This is a genomic window from Maribellus mangrovi (assembly GCF_037646455.1).
Lineage (GTDB): Bacteria > Bacteroidota > Bacteroidia > Bacteroidales > Prolixibacteraceae > Draconibacterium > Draconibacterium mangrovi_A.
In genome coordinates this window covers 531836-548145 of record NZ_JBBIXN010000002.1, presented here as the reverse complement: position 1 = coordinate 548145, position 16310 = coordinate 531836, and the positions used below count along the sequence as shown (strand labels likewise).

At 40.7% G+C, this 16310-nt stretch carries 14 protein-coding genes; 7 read left to right on the top strand and 7 right to left on the bottom strand.

Features of this window, described 5'->3' with window-relative positions; translation table 11 throughout:
- Window positions 1–93 precede the first annotated feature (93 nt).
- Complete coding sequence (locus WFY05_RS10335) at window positions 94–1371, top strand: BamA/TamA family outer membrane protein (protein WP_340112758.1); 1278 nt, start codon at window positions 94–96, stop codon at window positions 1369–1371.
- Window positions 1372–1521: 150 nt separating this feature from the next.
- Window positions 1522–3615 (top strand): beta-glucosidase family protein, encoded by a 2094-nt coding sequence (locus WFY05_RS10330; RefSeq protein ID WP_340112757.1) that lies wholly within the window; start codon window positions 1522–1524, stop codon window positions 3613–3615.
- 289 nt (window positions 3616–3904) lie between these two features.
- Here the strand turns inward: WFY05_RS10330 and WFY05_RS10325 are convergent, their stop codons facing one another.
- The 3 genes from WFY05_RS10325 to WFY05_RS10315 form a co-directional block, all read right to left on the bottom strand.
- Window positions 3905–4882 carry a lipid A deacylase gene (locus WFY05_RS10325; RefSeq protein ID WP_340112756.1) on the bottom strand — a complete coding sequence of 326 codons (978 nt, stop codon included), beginning with the start codon at window positions 4880–4882 and terminating at the stop codon, window positions 3905–3907.
- Between the two features lie 189 nt (window positions 4883–5071).
- A complete protein-coding gene (locus WFY05_RS10320) occupies window positions 5072–5878 on the bottom strand; it encodes a hypothetical protein (protein WP_340112755.1) in 807 nt (268 codons plus the stop codon).
- Between the two features lie 35 nt (window positions 5879–5913).
- Complete coding sequence (locus WFY05_RS10315) at window positions 5914–6159, bottom strand: hypothetical protein (RefSeq protein ID WP_340112754.1); 246 nt, start codon at window positions 6157–6159, stop codon at window positions 5914–5916.
- A 198-nt stretch (window positions 6160–6357) separates the two neighbouring features.
- On the opposite strand from WFY05_RS10315, the gene WFY05_RS10310 reads away from it, so the two are divergent.
- Window positions 6358–8415, top strand: a complete 2058-nt coding sequence (locus WFY05_RS10310) for an acetate--CoA ligase family protein (RefSeq protein ID WP_340112753.1) — start codon at window positions 6358–6360, stop codon at window positions 8413–8415.
- An 8-nt stretch (window positions 8416–8423) separates the two neighbouring features.
- Here WFY05_RS10310 and WFY05_RS10305 read toward each other — a convergent pair whose 3' ends face one another.
- From WFY05_RS10305 to WFY05_RS10295, 3 genes are all read right to left on the bottom strand, one after another.
- The gene (locus WFY05_RS10305) at window positions 8424–8852 is read right to left on the bottom strand and encodes a hypothetical protein (protein ID WP_340112752.1); all 429 of its coding nucleotides are present in this window, start codon (window positions 8850–8852) and stop codon (window positions 8424–8426) included.
- A 128-nt stretch (window positions 8853–8980) separates the two neighbouring features.
- A complete protein-coding gene (locus WFY05_RS10300) occupies window positions 8981–11293 on the bottom strand; it encodes a M1 family metallopeptidase (protein ID WP_340112751.1) in 2313 nt (770 codons plus the stop codon).
- 81 nt (window positions 11294–11374) lie between these two features.
- Window positions 11375–11947, bottom strand: coding sequence for a HupE/UreJ family protein (locus WFY05_RS10295; RefSeq protein ID WP_340112750.1), 573 nt, complete (start codon window positions 11945–11947; stop codon window positions 11375–11377).
- A gap of 72 nt (window positions 11948–12019) precedes the next feature.
- Here WFY05_RS10295 and WFY05_RS10290 point away from each other — a divergent pair, with 72 nt between their 5' ends.
- From WFY05_RS10290 to tsaA, 4 genes are read left to right on the top strand one after another with little or no spacing between them, the layout of a single operon-like run.
- Window positions 12020–12532, top strand: coding sequence for a DUF6702 family protein (locus WFY05_RS10290; protein WP_340112749.1), 513 nt, complete (start codon window positions 12020–12022; stop codon window positions 12530–12532).
- A 53-nt stretch (window positions 12533–12585) separates the two neighbouring features.
- Window positions 12586–12966 (top strand): hypothetical protein, encoded by a 381-nt coding sequence (locus WFY05_RS10285; protein WP_340112748.1) that lies wholly within the window; start codon window positions 12586–12588, stop codon window positions 12964–12966.
- A 2-nt stretch (window positions 12967–12968) separates the two neighbouring features.
- On the top strand, window positions 12969–13313 hold the full coding sequence (locus WFY05_RS10280; protein WP_340112747.1) for a translation initiation factor: 345 nt from the start codon (window positions 12969–12971) through the stop codon (window positions 13311–13313).
- A gap of 42 nt (window positions 13314–13355) precedes the next feature.
- A complete protein-coding gene (gene tsaA, locus WFY05_RS10275; RefSeq protein WP_340112746.1) occupies window positions 13356–13853 on the top strand; it encodes a tRNA (N6-threonylcarbamoyladenosine(37)-N6)-methyltransferase TrmO in 498 nt (165 codons plus the stop codon).
- Between the two features lie 34 nt (window positions 13854–13887).
- On the opposite strand, the gene WFY05_RS10270 is transcribed toward tsaA, so the two are convergent.
- Window positions 13888–16263 carry a penicillin-binding protein 1A gene (locus tag WFY05_RS10270; protein WP_340112745.1) on the bottom strand — a complete coding sequence of 792 codons (2376 nt, stop codon included), beginning with the start codon at window positions 16261–16263 and terminating at the stop codon, window positions 13888–13890.
- Between the last annotated feature and the right edge of the window lie 47 nt (window positions 16264–16310).

Here is a 16310-nt window from a genome sequence, read left to right as displayed (position 1 = left end):
ATTATTTAGAAAATGAGATATTTCTATAAATATCAGTTACTTATTACTCCTGGAATTTGAGTTTATTTTAAGTTAATTATTAAAATTTGAGTAATGAATAAAAAAACAACTTTACTAACAATTGCTTTATTATTAATAAGTATAATAGTTGTTAATGCACAAAAGCCAACAAGAGAAAAGTTTCTTTCAGAAAGAGAAAAAGCGCAGTCTGAACTAGAAGCTGCCAAACAAAATGGAAATAAAGATTCCATTAAAGTTGCCAAAGAGAACTACAAACCTTATAAAAAGCTATATTTTGCTGCAGCACCGGTTTATTTATATAATCCTATGCTCTTAAATGCAGTTGGACTTTCAGGTAGTTTTAATTTTAATCTTGACAAAAAGATGGGAAGTCCAATGTCGAATATAACACTTACAGCTCTTAAATCGCTTAACAATAGTGGTTGGCTATTGGATGCTATCGGATGGCAATACCTGAATGAGGATAAATGGCGTTTTAATGAAAGAATCTCTAAAATTGAAATGGAAATGCCTGTATCTCTTGAGCAATTGGGCCCCGGAATGGAAACAACTATGCACGGAGATGTTACGATGTATATTGGCAGGGTATACAGGAAAATTGCAAATAATTTTTACGTAGGTCCGCTTGTTCAATATAACAAGGCTTCAATGACATTTGATACAGTTAGTATTCCAGGAATGGGAGAAATGAAAATTCCGGATAGTAATACAGAATTTTTAGGAGTTGGTATGGGAGCTAATTATGATACCAGGGATAATAAAATGTATGCAACAAAGGGATGGTATAACTTTAATGCATTTACCTATTTGAACCATGCATTAGGATTTAAATCAACAAATCCTGAAACGGGTCAGGAATACACTGATCCGGTGGCTACTTATTTTGTTGGTGATGTGAAGAAATTCTATTCGCCAAATAATCATTGGAGCAGAACATTGGCATTCCGATTAAAATATGATTTTAGATTAGGTGATACAGGCTCATCACAATGGGTTAATCAAACTACCTACCAACGTGGATTTAAATCACAGGCAGTTACAGGAAATCATGTGCTAGTTCTAAATGCTGAATATGCTCATTTCTTTAACAAAGTGTTAAACGGCAAGGCTGGTGTAGCTGTATATAGCGCTTATGGTATTTACGGACAAGGGAATCTAAGTCCAAAATTTAATACTAAAACAACCTCAGGTTTGACAAGCGGTTCGGCCATTACAGCAGGTTTAGGTTTAAGATACATGTTATTACCTAAACAAGGCATTGTTGCACGGGCTGACTGGGCCATGGGTTTTATTCCAGGATCTAGTTCTGACCAAAATGCCTGGAATATTGGTATTGGAAGATTCTTCTAAATTTAAATTTAGCAGGGAGAATTAATACCTTAATTTCTCCGAATGAAAATAACAAAACAAGAAATAGTACTCAACGCCCAAAAATTTTGGGTACTATTTCTTTTCCAGTAATTTAAAATTAAAGGGGATGATGAAATGAAACCGTTTAGTATGAAACCAATACTATTAATATTACTGCTTTTTTTGGGAGTATCAAAAATTGTCAACTGCCAAACAAAAAGTGAATTTGTACCACTTTCTTATGAAGAGGCTGATGCCAAAGCTGATTCTATTTTAAGACTGATGACACTGGAAGAAAAAATCAATTATATTGGCGGTAGGCATCTGTTCTACTCAAACGAGGTAAAACGTTTAGGTATTCCGAGTTTGCCCTTTGCCGATGCAGGACAGGGACTTAGAATGAATCCTCGAATTGCAAACATTGGTTTTAAGAAAATTGCAGATAAATCGGTAGCTTATCCTTCTCCCATTTTGCTTGCTTCTACGTGGAATAGAGCTGCAGCTTATGTATACGCTTACAGCATTGGCGAGGAGTGTCGGGCTGCAGATATACCTGTGCTTTTGGGCCCCGGTTTCAATCTTTACCGAAATGCTCAAAACGGTCGTAATTTCGAGTATTCAGGAGAAGACCCATATTTAACCGGGAACATGATTTCGGAATACGTAAGCGGAATGCAGGCAACAGGTACGATTGCTACTTTAAAACATTTTATAGGAAACGACACGGAGTATTATCGGAAAAGCAATAATTCCATCATTGACGAAAGGGCTTTACATGAAATATATATGGTTCCTTTCAAATATGGAGTTGATGCCGGTGCAAGAGCTGTAATGACCTCTTTTAATCAGGTTAACGGCGAATATGCAGGCCAAAGTAATTACGTGATCAATCAATTATTAAGAAATAATCTGGGATTTAAATGGTTAGCAATGACCGACTGGTTTTCGGTTTACGATGGCGAAAAAGTAATAAAGTCGGGACTTAGCCTTGAGATGCCTTCGCGTAAAGCTACAAAACATACCGATAAATTATTGGAGGAAGGCCTGGTTACTGAAGCAGATATTAACCGAATGGTTAAAAGCACTTTGCGTACTTTTATTTCTATGAAATCGTTTGACACAAATGCCACACCACTAAGCGACGACGATTACAAACGACTGGAAGATGTTGCCCTTAACACTGCTCGTGAAGGTATGGTACTGTTAAGAAATCAGAATAATATCCTGCCAATTGATAAATCAAAAGATCAAAGAATTTTGGTTACCGGCGAATATCTTGATAAGCGATTGCGTGGCGGAGGTGCTGCATCCGTGAAAGGATACAACAACATAGTACTTAAAGATGCATTGAAAGAAGAATTTGGCGAGCAACTTACTTTTGAGAAAAAACCAAGTGTACAGGAGCTTAAAGAAGCTGATATTGTAATTGTTAGTGTTGGAACAAAAGATAGCCAGGGATTCGATCGTCCTTACAATTTGCCGGAAGAACAAGAACAGCTTGTTCAACGATGTTTAGCTGCAAATCCCAACACTGTAATCCTTGTAAGCTCAGGTAGTGCAATAAATATGAGTAAGTGGCAAAATGCACAAGCGATACTTTATATGTGGTACATGGGACAGAATGGCGCTTTAGCTGCGACCGAAATTCTTTGTGGAAAAACAAATCCTTCGGGAAAACTGCCTATTACAATTGCTGAAAAGTATGAAGATACGCCTGGTTTAGGTTATATGCCTGAAGGTGAAGAGCTATATTCGGGATTCAAGTTCAAGGGTCGTAAGGATGTTTACGATGTAAATTTTAAAGAAGGAATATATGCGGGTTACCGCTGGTACGAACATAAAAACATTGAACCCCTCTTTTGTTTTGGGCACGGTCTAAGCTATACTACATTCGAATTGTCCGATTTAAAATTTTCATCTAAGGCAATTGACAAAACACAAAATCTGGAAGTCAAGCTATCCGTTAAAAACACGGGTATGGTTGACGGAGCAGAAGTGGTTCAGTTATATGTGTCAGATTTGGAATCTTCTGTTGAGCGACCTGTGAAAGAACTGAAAGGTTTTAAAAAAGTATTTTTAAAGGCGGGGGAATCAAAAGAAGTTTCTTTAGTCCTGGAACCTCATGACTTTGCTTTCTGGGATCCGCAAACAAAAGACTGGAAAATTGAAAGCGGTGATTTTGAAATTATGGCAGGTGTATCAAGTAAAGATATTAGATTGAAAGAAAATATTGTAATAAAGTAAGTGCATATTTATAACTTTATATTTTAAGAGTATTATTGGTATTACCGGTAATACTCTTCTTTTTTGGTGAAATTTTGAGGGATTGTTGTATTCGATTGTATGACATACAGTTAATAGTCGAAATCAGGTTGGTTGGCGCCGTTTGAGACATATTGGTTTTCAAAGACAATTTAAGATAAATTGCTTTGGGATCTGATTTGAATAAAAAAACAAACGCCCAAATTATTTGCGATCTGATAGATAAATTTATGACTCCCGACTTCAGACCGAAAGTAATGATAATCAATAATCATTTCCCAAACACGTAAATAATCGATATTTGCTGTTGCTGGTCAATGGTTTCCCAATCGACAACGTGCATCGAAAGATTAAATCTTCCTTTAATGTTTTTGTGGTTGATAAAGTACCAGATAAGGTCGGTGCGTGAGTAATTGGAAGCTCTGTAATACGGATCGCCAAAAGCAAATTTGTGACCGCCACCGACATTCATTACCGATTTTATCCCGAAGTTTTTATAACGCATGTTGGCTTCCGCAAAAAAGCTGTTCGAGACTTCATAACCATCTGTAATGCTACGTTCGCGATAAGTCGAGTTCAGCAAACCCATTTTCAGGTATCCCTGAACCTCCAAATTTTCGGGAATTCTGAATCCTGCCTGGAGTGCAAATCCCAGGTAGTCTTCAATATGAAGGGGCGGATCATTGTAACGTGTATGCGCGTTATGGAACATGATCAGGTAATTCTGCAAAAAGAGGCTCTTGAAAAATAGTTCACCCGAAAAACCGGCCATAAACTGTTCGCGTTGTGTTTCGGTTTGGCGGCCTACCCAGTCGACAAAAGCCAACTGATGTCCCCAATTCCAGTTTATTTTACCATACAAACCTTCAATATTGGGCCGGTAGTACAGCAAGGTATCGGAAAGCATGGCCAGTGGGAAATCAAGCCTGTCGCGGCGGGGAAAAGCACCAAACAGAAATTCTTTTTGAGCATCGAAATATTGATAATATAGTGTTAGTTTTAGTATTTGTGCGTCGATATCGCTACCAAATTCAAGCAACTGACTTAGTCCGCCCCGTAAATGATGATTATCGATGGATACGCCCAATTCGAAAGCACCCCGAGAACCAATAATTGTTTGAGGCGTTGCATAAGGTTGGGTAAACTCGCGATTGTCGCCAATACCTTCAAATAATACCTGGTATTTAAATTCCTGGGCGACTGAAACCAGGGAGGACAAAAGAAAAAGTAATATTAATCCTTGCTTCATTTGGTTAGAATTCGAGCTACGAATGTAACAATTCAAAATTAGTTTTATGCTTCAACCTTTGAGTTTAGTGTTCAGTTTGCGGTATGCAATTTGCAAAGGGCAACCGGCAAATTTACAATTTTGCAGTTCTTCAATCAGACAAAGTATTTGAGGGAAATTGCTGCGACAAAGCAACTGCATTCCAATAAATCAATCACATAAAATATAATTGTCACGGCGTGGATTAATGACCATTACAGGAAGTTTTCCGGCTTTGCTGATGATTTTTCGCTCGGGCAAACCAACCAGGTAGTCCAACGGAGTGATGCTTGAGCTGCCGAGTAGAACAAAAAGATTACAATCGGATGCAAGAGCGTGTTCCAGTACTTCAAACGAATTTCTGAAACTTGATTTGCTTCCTTTGTAAACGGAATGACGGATGTTGAATTTATCGTAAAGCTTGCGGCTGAGCATTACATTTTTAGCTACATTCTGTTTTCCTTCTTTCGATTTATCGTTGGCGGCCACCATTACAACTTCGGCCTTATTGTAACGTCCGAAATACGAACACCACAGACTACCGTCGCTGTTTTCTTTGCGGAGATCCATGGGTTGAACAAGCCGGTTGTAATCGGTGATTTCTGATTGAGGATGAACAAAAATAAAGGGAATCGGGCTTTCAGCCAGCGACGAAGAATAGGCTTTAAATTTGAGGGCGTTGGCAACAATCAGAATTCCTTCGTGATTTTCGGCCAGTAAATCGGGCAGCGCCACTTTTTTTTCGGAGAGGAGTAGTGTGGACACCTGTAATGCCGGCAGTTCTTCTTTTATCTTTTGGGCATATTGATAAAGCTGTTCTTTAGAACCAGCAATTCTTTGTTTTGAGGGGCGATTAAAAACCAGGCAAAGTTCTTTCTTGAAAATATAGGCGAGTTTTATGCCGTGTTGAATCAGGACATCGTCGCCTTCGCTTAAGGTTGTATACACAATAATTTTTTGCTCCTGGATCTTTTCCATTGCGGTAAAAGCTTAATCGCTCCGGCTTTTTGTTTTTACTTTTTGGTCCAGGCCTGCCAGGTTTCCTTGAGAATTACAGGAAAACCCTTCATCTGTAACTTCTGACCCGAACGGGTATCAATGACTTCGAAACGTGGAGATAAAACTAGCGCCGAAATGGTTATAATCAGCACAGCCATTCGCGGAACTGTACCAAAAATAGCCCAATATCCCAGAAAAATTATTATTCCCACAAGTACGACTATCAATAAACGGTAAATAAAACTTTTAAAATAGATCATCTGATATTTTGTTTGCTACACCGCTTCTGTTTTGTGTAGTAAATTGATAAAACAGCACTTCCTTGTTCAGAACAAAAGCTGTAGAAAATGCTTTCTCAACAAAAATAAAGATTTCGTGATAGCGACCTTACTGATATGGAAAAAAATCAGGAAACGTTAGCTGCGATTTCTCTACTTTTATAACCAAAAGCTTAAAACATGATCAACGAACAGTTGCTCAATCCAAAAAGTATAGTTGTTGTTGGTGCGTCGAATAACATTCACAAGCCTGGAGGAAAGATTGTTAAGAACCTGATCGACCACAATTTTAAGGGGCAACTTTATGCCTTAAATCCGAAAGAAGATCAGGTGCAGGGAATCCCATCGTTTGCAACGGTTGAAGAATTGCCAGCGGTTGATCTGGCTGTTCTTGCTATTCCTGCCAAATTTTGTGTGGATGTAATTATTTCGCTCTCCGAACAGAACGATACCAAAGCTTTTATCATTATTTCGGCCGGTTTTTCTGAAACCAGTGTTGAAGGGAAAAAACTGGAAGAGCAGTTGAAGGAAGTGGTAGACAAACACGATGGCTGTTTAATTGGTCCCAACTGCATTGGCGTTATGACACCGAGGCATGCCAGCGTGTTCACCACGCCTGTACCTGAATTAACGCCTGATGGCTGCGATTTTATTTCCGGATCGGGGGCAACAGCTGTTTTTATTATCGAATCAGGAATTCCCAAAGGATTGCGTTTTGCCAACGTTTTTTCAGTAGGCAACAGTGCTCAAACGGGCGTTGAAGACGTGTTGGCATTCCTCGATGAAAACTATGTGGAAGGGGAGAGCTCACGAGTGAAGCTTCTTTATATCGAGAACATCGATGATCCGGATAAATTGTTATATCACGCTTCGTCGCTGATTCAAAAAGGATGCAAAATAGCGGCGATTAAAGCCGGAAGTTCTTCGGCAGGCAGCCGGGCGGCTTCGTCACATACCGGAGCTTTGACCAGTTCGGATGCTGCGGTTGACGCCTTGTTCAGAAAGGCCGGAATTGTTCGTTGTTACGGCCGTGAAGAATTAACCACTGTTGCCGGTGTTTTTATGTGCAAAGCGCTTGAAGGTAAAAAAATGGCCATTATAACACATGCCGGTGGACCGGGCGTGATGCTGACGGATGCTTTGGAGGATGGAGGTTTAAAGATTCCGGCCATTGACGATTCGCCGGCAAAAAAAGAATTACTTCAAAAATTGTATCCGGGCTCGTCGGTTGAAAATCCGATCGACTTTTTAGCCACAGGAACGGCAGAGCAACTTGGTGTAATAATCGATGCCTGCGAAAATGATTTTGATGTGGATGGTATGGCCGTGATTTATGGCAGCCCCGGACTTTTCCCGATTCGCGATGTGTACGATGTACTTTCGGCTAAAATGGAAACGTGCCAAAAACCTATTTATCCGATCCTGCCTTCAGTGATCAATGTAAAAGAAGAAGTGTCGCGGTTTATTTCGCTGGGACATGTCAACTTCCCGGATGAGGTATTATTGGGGCGCGCACTTACCAAGGTTATTCATACACCACCACCCAGTCTCGACAATCAGCCGGAATATCCAATAAATATTGACGAAATACGCTCAATAATATTGAAGGCCAAAAATGGCTATCAGTCCCCCTCGGTTATTCATCGGCTTTTTGATTTGGCAGGAATTGCGCGAGTAAAGGAAATTGTGGCTAGCACTGAATCGGAAGCAGTTCTGGCTGCCATGAATATTGGATTTCCTGTGGTAATGAAAGTGGTTGGACCGGTACATAAAACCGAGGTTGGGGGAGTGATACTTGATGTAAGAAGCGTAACCCAGGTACGAAAAGAATTCCATCATCTTTTTGAGATTGAAGGAACAGAAGGAGTTTTGATCGCCCAAATGGCTTCGGGCACGGAACTATTTCTTGGAGCGACTTACGAGGAAAAATTCGGACACGTGGTGCTGTGCGGAATGGGCGGAATTTATGTGGAAGTAGTGAAAGATGTAGCTGCGGGACTGGCTCCTTTATCGAAAGGTGAAGCCATGACAATGATCAAAAGCCTGAAATCGTACCGAATTCTGAAAGGTTACAGGAAGCAACCCAGCGTTAATATCGATTCATACGCCGACAGCATCGTTCGCTTATCGTGGTTGCTGCGTTATGCCACCGAAATCAAAGAAATCGATATTAATCCCTTGCTGGGGAATGACCGGAAAATACTGGCTGTAGATGCCCGAATCAAGATTCAGAAATAGTGGCTTACTTATAAAAAAAGCTTTGCCAGCTTGAATTTCTTTGTCAGTGGTTCAATCTGATCTTTTACCAGTTTGTAGTAATCAGCGGCTTTACCTTCGCCAAGTAATTGTTCAATAAAATCTTTGCGTTGGCTTTTCAGGGCATCCACTTTGGCCATTTTATCTTCTTCTGTGCCCGAACCATTTACTGCCTCCAGAATGTTACCAACAAAATCCTTGTTATTGCCTAAAAGTTTCATCAGTTTATCGGGCGATGTAAAACTTTTACCAGGATCAAGAGCTTTTAGTATGTCTTTGCTGAATTCGTTGTCCGATACATTATCAATCAGAGGTCTGTCAATTTCTCTTAAGCCAGTCGGTACCATAGTTTGCGAATACAAGTTGTTGGATATTAATACAATCATCAGAAAACTGAGCAGGGAAATACATTTCTTCATCCTTACTTTTTTTGAAAGTTAATGCTTCAATAACAATATTCCGGTGCTATTTGTTCCTGCGGATTAAAGCAAAAAAAAGACTGCCGGAAAGTGGCAGTCTTATGTATTTTTTTCACGCATGTCAAAATTTAATCGTCGCTTTTGGCTTCCTGCATTGGATTTTGACCTCCATACCGGCCACGACCATATCGGTATTTGTACAGTTCGAAACGGCTGGGTTGTTTACGATGCGGCCAGAAATTATTATCCATGTCGGTGTCGGCAGTTTCATAAAATGGATCGAGTGTAATTTCTTTCACCTCCTTGTTAAACATGAAAACCTTCGACACTTCTTCGTTGTTTTTTCGCCAGATTTCAGCAGGAATACGCTGTATCTCATTACTTCCATCAGTAAATTCAAACTTAATAATAAGCGGCATAACCAAACCACCAACATTTTTAAAGTCGATTTGATAAAAATTCAAGTCTCCGCCTAGCATTTTTATTTCTTCTTTGGTAAGCGTTGCGAGATAGCGGTCGTATTCTTGTTTATCCTTATCGGTAACTTTGTATTGGTCGTAAGTGGTATAAAAATCAGCAGCTTCCGGGTTTTGTGCTAGGTAGGTCTGGTCGGCCAGTTCGGCGTTTCTTACATCAGTTAAGGTAACCTTTTCGTTATCCTGTTTTTTCTGTAGCGGTTTTTCTATTTCCGGATTTTTTGTATCGGGTTGATACCATGTTACATTTTCGAGCGAAATATCGCAATTGTCGGTGGTAAAAAACCAACCATGCCAAAACCAGTCGAGGTCAACACCCGAAGCGTCTTCCATGGTGCGGAAGAAATCAGCCGGAGTAGGGTGTTTGTACATCCAGCGCTGGGCGTATTCTTTAAACGCGTAATCGAAAAGTTCGCGCCCCATAACTGTTTCGCGTAAAATATTTAGTGCGACTGTGGGTTTACTGTAAGCATTGCTGCCGAGGTTCCATACTGATTCGGAGTTTGTCATGACGGGCGAGATGAATTTTTTGTCGCCTTTCATGTAAGGAACAATGGTATAAGGTTTTCCTGAACGTGAAGGGTAGTTGGGTTCCCATTCCTGTTCGGTCAGAAACTGGCAGAAAGTGTTCAATCCTTCATCCATCCAGGTCCACTGGCGCTCGTCAGAATTCACGATCATAGGGAAAAAGTTGTGTCCTACCTCGTGGATAATAACACCGATCAGCGCATATTTCGAGCGCTCACTGTACGTTCCGTCTTCTTGAGGGCGACCACCATTAAAGCAGATCATCGGATATTCCATTCCGCCTACATAGCGGTTACTTACCGAAATAGCCGCCGGATAAGGATAATCGAAAGTATGTTTCGAATACACTTTTAAGGTATGTGCAACTACGCGTGTTGAATATTGCCCCCAAAGCGGATTTCCTTCCTTGGGATAATACGACATGGCCAGCACCGTTCGGTCGCCAAATTTAACACCCATAGCATCCCAGATAAATTTTCTTGAACTGGCAAATGCAAAATCGCGAACATTCTCGGCTTTAAATATCCATGTTTTCTCCTCGTTGGATCTGCCTTTTTCAGCTTTCTCCGCTTCATCCTGAGAAACAATAACTACAGGTTCATCCGAATCTTTTGCTTTTTCAACACGATCAATTTGATTTTTACTCAGTACATCTTTTGGATTCTGCAGAACACCAGTTGCTCCAACCACATGGTCGGCGGGAGCAGTTATAGCCACTTCGAAATCGCCAAAAGTTAGCGTAAATTCACCGGTTCCGAGGAACTGTTTATGCTGCCATCCTTCAACTTCGTTGTAAACTGCCATTCGCGGATAAAACTGCGCAATGGTGTAAATGTAATTGTTTTCGTCTTCGAAATATTCATAACCCGATCTCCCGCGATCTTCAGCCATGTTGTTGATGTTGTACCACCATTTGATTTTAAAGGTGAAACTTTCACCAGATTTCAAAGGTTGTGGCAATTCAATCCGCATCATGGTTTTATTGACCGTGGCAATCAGATCGTTGTTATTTTTGTCTTTTACGTAATCAAGTTTAAATCCTCCGTCAAAATTATTCTGCATACGCTGCATCTGCTGAAACGAGACCCGCTCACGCATTTCGGATGTTTGGATTTTATAAGTGTCCGAGTTTTTTGCCCGAATGTTCTGGTCGAGTTGAACCCAAAGGTATTTTAGGACGTCCGGCGACTGGTTGTAATAAGTAATGGTCTCATCTCCGAAGATTCGCTGATTTTCATCATCAAGCCTGATCGCTATTTTATAATCGGCTTTTTGCTGGTAATACTCATGCCCGGGAGCCCCCGACGCTGTTCTGTATACATTGGGCGTTGCCAGTTCTTCTTTTAACTGTTTGAACTTGTTGTAGTTGTAGTTTTCCTGGCTAAACAGGCTAAGTCCTGGCAATAATAAAATGATAAAAATTGCAGCTCTTTTCATTTCTATTTGATACGATTTTTTAATATTTTGTGGAATTTTGATGACTGCTAAAGTAACAATTCTCACCACTTATTGTTCCTTTTACCAGAATTTATTCTCAATTAATAAAATTAGCGAGATACCAAATGCTGCTCCAGAAATGTATATCCTCCAGAAATCGTGTCTGAGTTTGAATAAGTTGACCGTAATCAGCAAAATCAGGAAGTATATGGCCAAAATTACAATCTGTCCAAGTTCCAATCCGAGGTTGAATGCCAGCAAAGGTGTAAAAATGTTGCCCTCACGTCCCAACAGCTCTTTCAGGTAATTCGAGAATCCTAATCCATGAATCAACCCAAAAAACAGGGTTACGATGTAACCCAGTTGCTGCCGGCCTGATTTTAAAGGCAGCACATTGGAAATGGCCGTGATGAGGATGGTTGCCGGGATCAGGAACTCCACAACATCGGAAGGTATACTTACAATATTAAGTGTCGACAGTGCCAGGGTGAGTGAGTGTCCAACAGTAAAAGCAGTTATAAGAATCAATACTTTACGGATTTGATTCAGGCTGTAGCCCGCACATAAAACAAGCACAAAAACAATGTGATCGTAACCATGAACATCGATAATGTGCTGAAATCCCAGCCGAAGGTACATTTCAAACTGACTCATAAATTTTCTTAATTTTGGGCATTAATAATTACTTGAGTATTAATACTCCAATGTAAACAGTAAATTAGGCGCGTGAAAATAATTAAAAAATATTTATCGGTACTATTCTTCTTTTTACTAACCAGTGGTGCGCTGATGGCTCATCCTTTTTACCTGAGTATCTGCCAGATGGAATTTAATCCTGGAACCCACGCGCTGGAAATTTCACTAAAAACTTTTGCCGATGATCTTCTGTTCGGTTTCGAGAATGCCGGCCATAAGGAAGTTTTTCTGGGCGAAGCACGTGAAAATCCAAAGACCGATGAATTTCTGTATAAATATGTCAGCTCAAAATTGCAATTTGTAATTAATGGAAACCCGGTGGAATACAATTTTATTGGCAAGGAACTGGAAGATGATGTAGTCTGGTCGTATTTTGAAATAACAGATGTTGACGAACTTCATACGGTTGGTGTGCAATGCACTTTACTGACCGAAATTCATGAAACACAAAATAACGTTATACAGGTAGAAAAAGGCAAAAAAATAAAAAGCCTGTTGTTGAATTTGCAGAAAACCTCCGGTGAACTCGAATTTGATAACTGATCAAAAATGAAACTTATACCTGTTTTGGTGTTTATACCTAAATAAATACAAAAATGAATCCGATTTCAGTAATAGGCGCTTTTATTATGACGCTCGCTTTTTTAGCGTACGGTATTGGAAGTGTTACACTTGAGCGGTTTCGAATCGTAGGCAATATTGTGCTTATTTTCATGAGTTTAGGGATATTGTTCGAGACTGCCGCAATTGTCCTGATGATTTTGGGAAAAGAACATGGCGGAGATGTTTTACATGTGTGGACCGGCAGCGTTTCATTTTTTCTATTTATTGTGAATGCTACCTGGGTTTGGTTACATTACCTGCGCAATGGAATAGATGCCGCGGTAGGGAAGTCGTTAGTAAATTATACTAAAACTGCTTTTTTTATTTGGGTAGTAGCTTACCTTGCCGGAATTGTATTATTAATTTGGCTTTAATTATGACGAAAGATTGGAAAGACCGACTTGGGGTTGTATTCTCAACCAATCCCGATTATCAGTACGATAAAGACAATGAGGAACAGGAAACTACGTTGCCGCCGCAACAGCAGAACCTGAAAGTAATGCTCGATCGCAAACAACGAAAAGGGAAATCGGTGACTTTAGTGACCGGATTTGTTGGTGCCGAAGACGATTTAAAAGAACTGGGCAAAATGCTAAAAAGCAAATGCGGCGTTGGTGGCACTGTGAAAAACGGCGAAATTCTTATTCAGGGCGATTTTAGTAAGCGCCTGATTGATATATTAAAAGCCGACGGATATAAAGTAAAGCGTTCGGGTGGCTGATCTTGCTTTTCCGAATCATTCAAAACCGCAAAAACCAAAAGCATGACAGAAGTTTTAGAAACGGTGAATCTTACCGTAATTGGAAAGATAAGGACCACTCACAACGAAATTTCCAATATGCCCATTCAGTCTGTTGGAGCCGATATGCAGAACGGAACTGCTGAACTGTATCCAAAATACGCAGAAGGATTATTGGATGTTGACGGCTTTTCGCATGTGATTTTACTGTACTATTTTCACCGTCAAAATGGCTATAAGCTCAAGGTTAAACCATTTATGGATACAATTGAGCATGGTGTTTTTGCCACACGTTCGCCCAAGCGGCCCGCTTCCATTGGGATGTCGATTGTGCGGGTATTAAAAATTGAAGACAACAAAATCTATTTCGAAGGAGCCGATATGCTCGACGAAACGCCGTTAATCGATATAAAGCCATTTTTCCGATCTTTTGATAATCGCCCGGATGCTATAAGCGGCTGGCTGGAAGGAAAGGATGAAAAAGAGATCAAAAAGATCCGTTCCGACGACCGTTTCAAGTAACCCCGGATACTGGAGTTCATTGCTTCCTTCACTACTACTCCTTCTTCTTAAAAATACTTTTGATCTTCTTCCAAAACTGACCTTTTTCTTTTTCTTCGGCTTTTACTTCGCGTCTGTCACCAAGCTTTTCTTGTTTATCTCTTCTGAAAATATCAGCAAGATTAAATTCGTGTTTTTGAATATCCAGAACATCTCTGTAAACAGGTTCACTAAGCATAGCCAGCATTTGCACGCTTGGCGTTTGAAAGGACGAATTGGCCAGACTGGCGTATTTGGGATCGCGATAGGTTTTATAGAAGAATTTACCAACAATTGGAAGTGCCATGTAGGCTCCCTGACCAAGTGTGGTGGTTCGGAAATGAACGCGAGGATCGTCGGCACCTACCCAGCAACCCGTTACCAGGTTGGGTGTTAATCCGATAAACCAACCATCGGAATTGTTCTGTGTGGTTCCTGTTTTTCCGGCAAAATCACCCGGAATATTGTAAATGGTGCGGATGCCTCGGCCTGTTCCCGAGTTTACCACTTCTTCCATCATATTAATAATCGCCCGGCTGTTTTCGGACGACACCACCGGATCGTACTCCAACCGGTGATTAAAGGTGTGCAATACATTGCCGTTTTTATCGGCTATTTCAACCAGGTAATTGCTTTCAACCGGTACACCATCGTTTACAAGGCCTGCATAAGCTTCAACAATTTCTTTTAACGAAATAGAGGCAACACCCAAGGCCAGCGACGGATATTCCGGCAAATCAGCTGAAATGCCCAGATCGTGGGCGATATCGATGGTTTCATCAATGCCTGCTTCAAGCAACACATCCACCGATATGGTATTTATCGATTTCGCAAGTGCTCCCTTCATGCTGTAATATCCTTCGTATTCGTTGTGCGAATTGCGCGGTGCCCAGTCGTTGTATTCTTCATAAACTTTATACTGGTTGGGGAAATAAGTATCGGCTGGAATGTTCTCTTCCAATGCGGCCAGGTACACAAATGGCTTAAAGGTTGATCCTGTTTGACGCGGTGCTTTTACATGATCGTATTTAAAAAACCGGTAATCGATTCCGCCTACCCAGGCTTTAACTCTGGCATTATAGGGATCGAGCGCAATAAAGCCTGCATTCAACATTTTTAAATAATGCTTTAACGAATCGAGCCTGGTAATGTCTTTGTTTTCCAGTCCGTTCCAGGTAAAAAGCGTGGTATTGATCTCTTTGTTGTATTTTTTTAGCTCTTCGCTGTACGAACTCCCACTGTGATTTTGGTTCTGAACAGCACTTTTAATGATCTCAGGATTCTCTTTGAAAAGATCGCGGTATTTCCAGTGGTTATCAAATACCTTTTGCAGGTCTTTCATGTATTCACGCACCGACTGCTGGGCATAAACCTGCAGGTTATAATCGAGTGTTGTGGTAACTTTTAAACCATCGGTGTATAAGTTGTAACGGTCGCCTTTCTCGTTGCTGTTTTCCTTGCACCATTCCAGAAGTTCGGGTTTAATCATTTCCAGAAAATAAGGTGCCGGTCCCTGGTTGTAGGAAATCAGACGGTATTTAACTCCCAGCGGTTTTTCTTTGTAAACAGCTGCCTGTTCCGTGCTTAAATAGTTGTGTGTTTCCATCAGATCGATGACCACATTCCTGCGGCCAAGAGCCCGGTCGGGATGGGTGCGCGGATTGTAATAATTATTGGCTTTTAACATGCCCACCAAAACAGCAGCTTCGTGAACATCGAGATTCCTGGGTGACTTACTGAAAAAGCGTTCGGCGGCAACTTCAATACCGTATGTGTTTTCGGCAAAAGGAACAGTGTTCAGGTATAAAGCCAGTATCTCTTCTTTGCTGTAAATCCGTTCGAGGCGGTAAGCGATTATCGATTCGCGAAGTTTATTTACCGGCATCGAAAGCGGACCATAATCTACCCGTGGAAAAAGGTTCTTGGCAATTTGCTGGCTGATGGTACTACCACCGCCCGAATTGTCCTGCCGGAGAATAATTGATTTTACCAGTACGCGCGCCAGTGCAATTTCGTCGATACCACGGTGCTCATAAAATCGGGCATCTTCGGTAGCGATTAGTGCATGAATTACACTTGATGAGATCTCATCGAAGGTGGCATAACTGCGGTTCTCTACATAATAACGTCCAAGGATTTTTCCATCGGAAGAATACACTTCAGAACCCAGTGGGTTGTTTATCTGGTGAAGTTGAGTTTTTGATGGAACAGGGCCAAGCACTCCCAGAAAAACCAGGATAAAAAACAAGCATCCCAGGAGAAATAAAACGACAGCACTTTTCCATATCCATTGCCAGACGGGGAATTTAGCTGATTTCTTCTTCGATTTTTTATTACGGCTATGCGAGGGTTTGCGTTTGGAAGCCGCTGTATTTGTTTTCTTTTTCGCCACTTGACAAAACTATAATTTAATGGATAAGTTTTCGGATAAAACCTGAT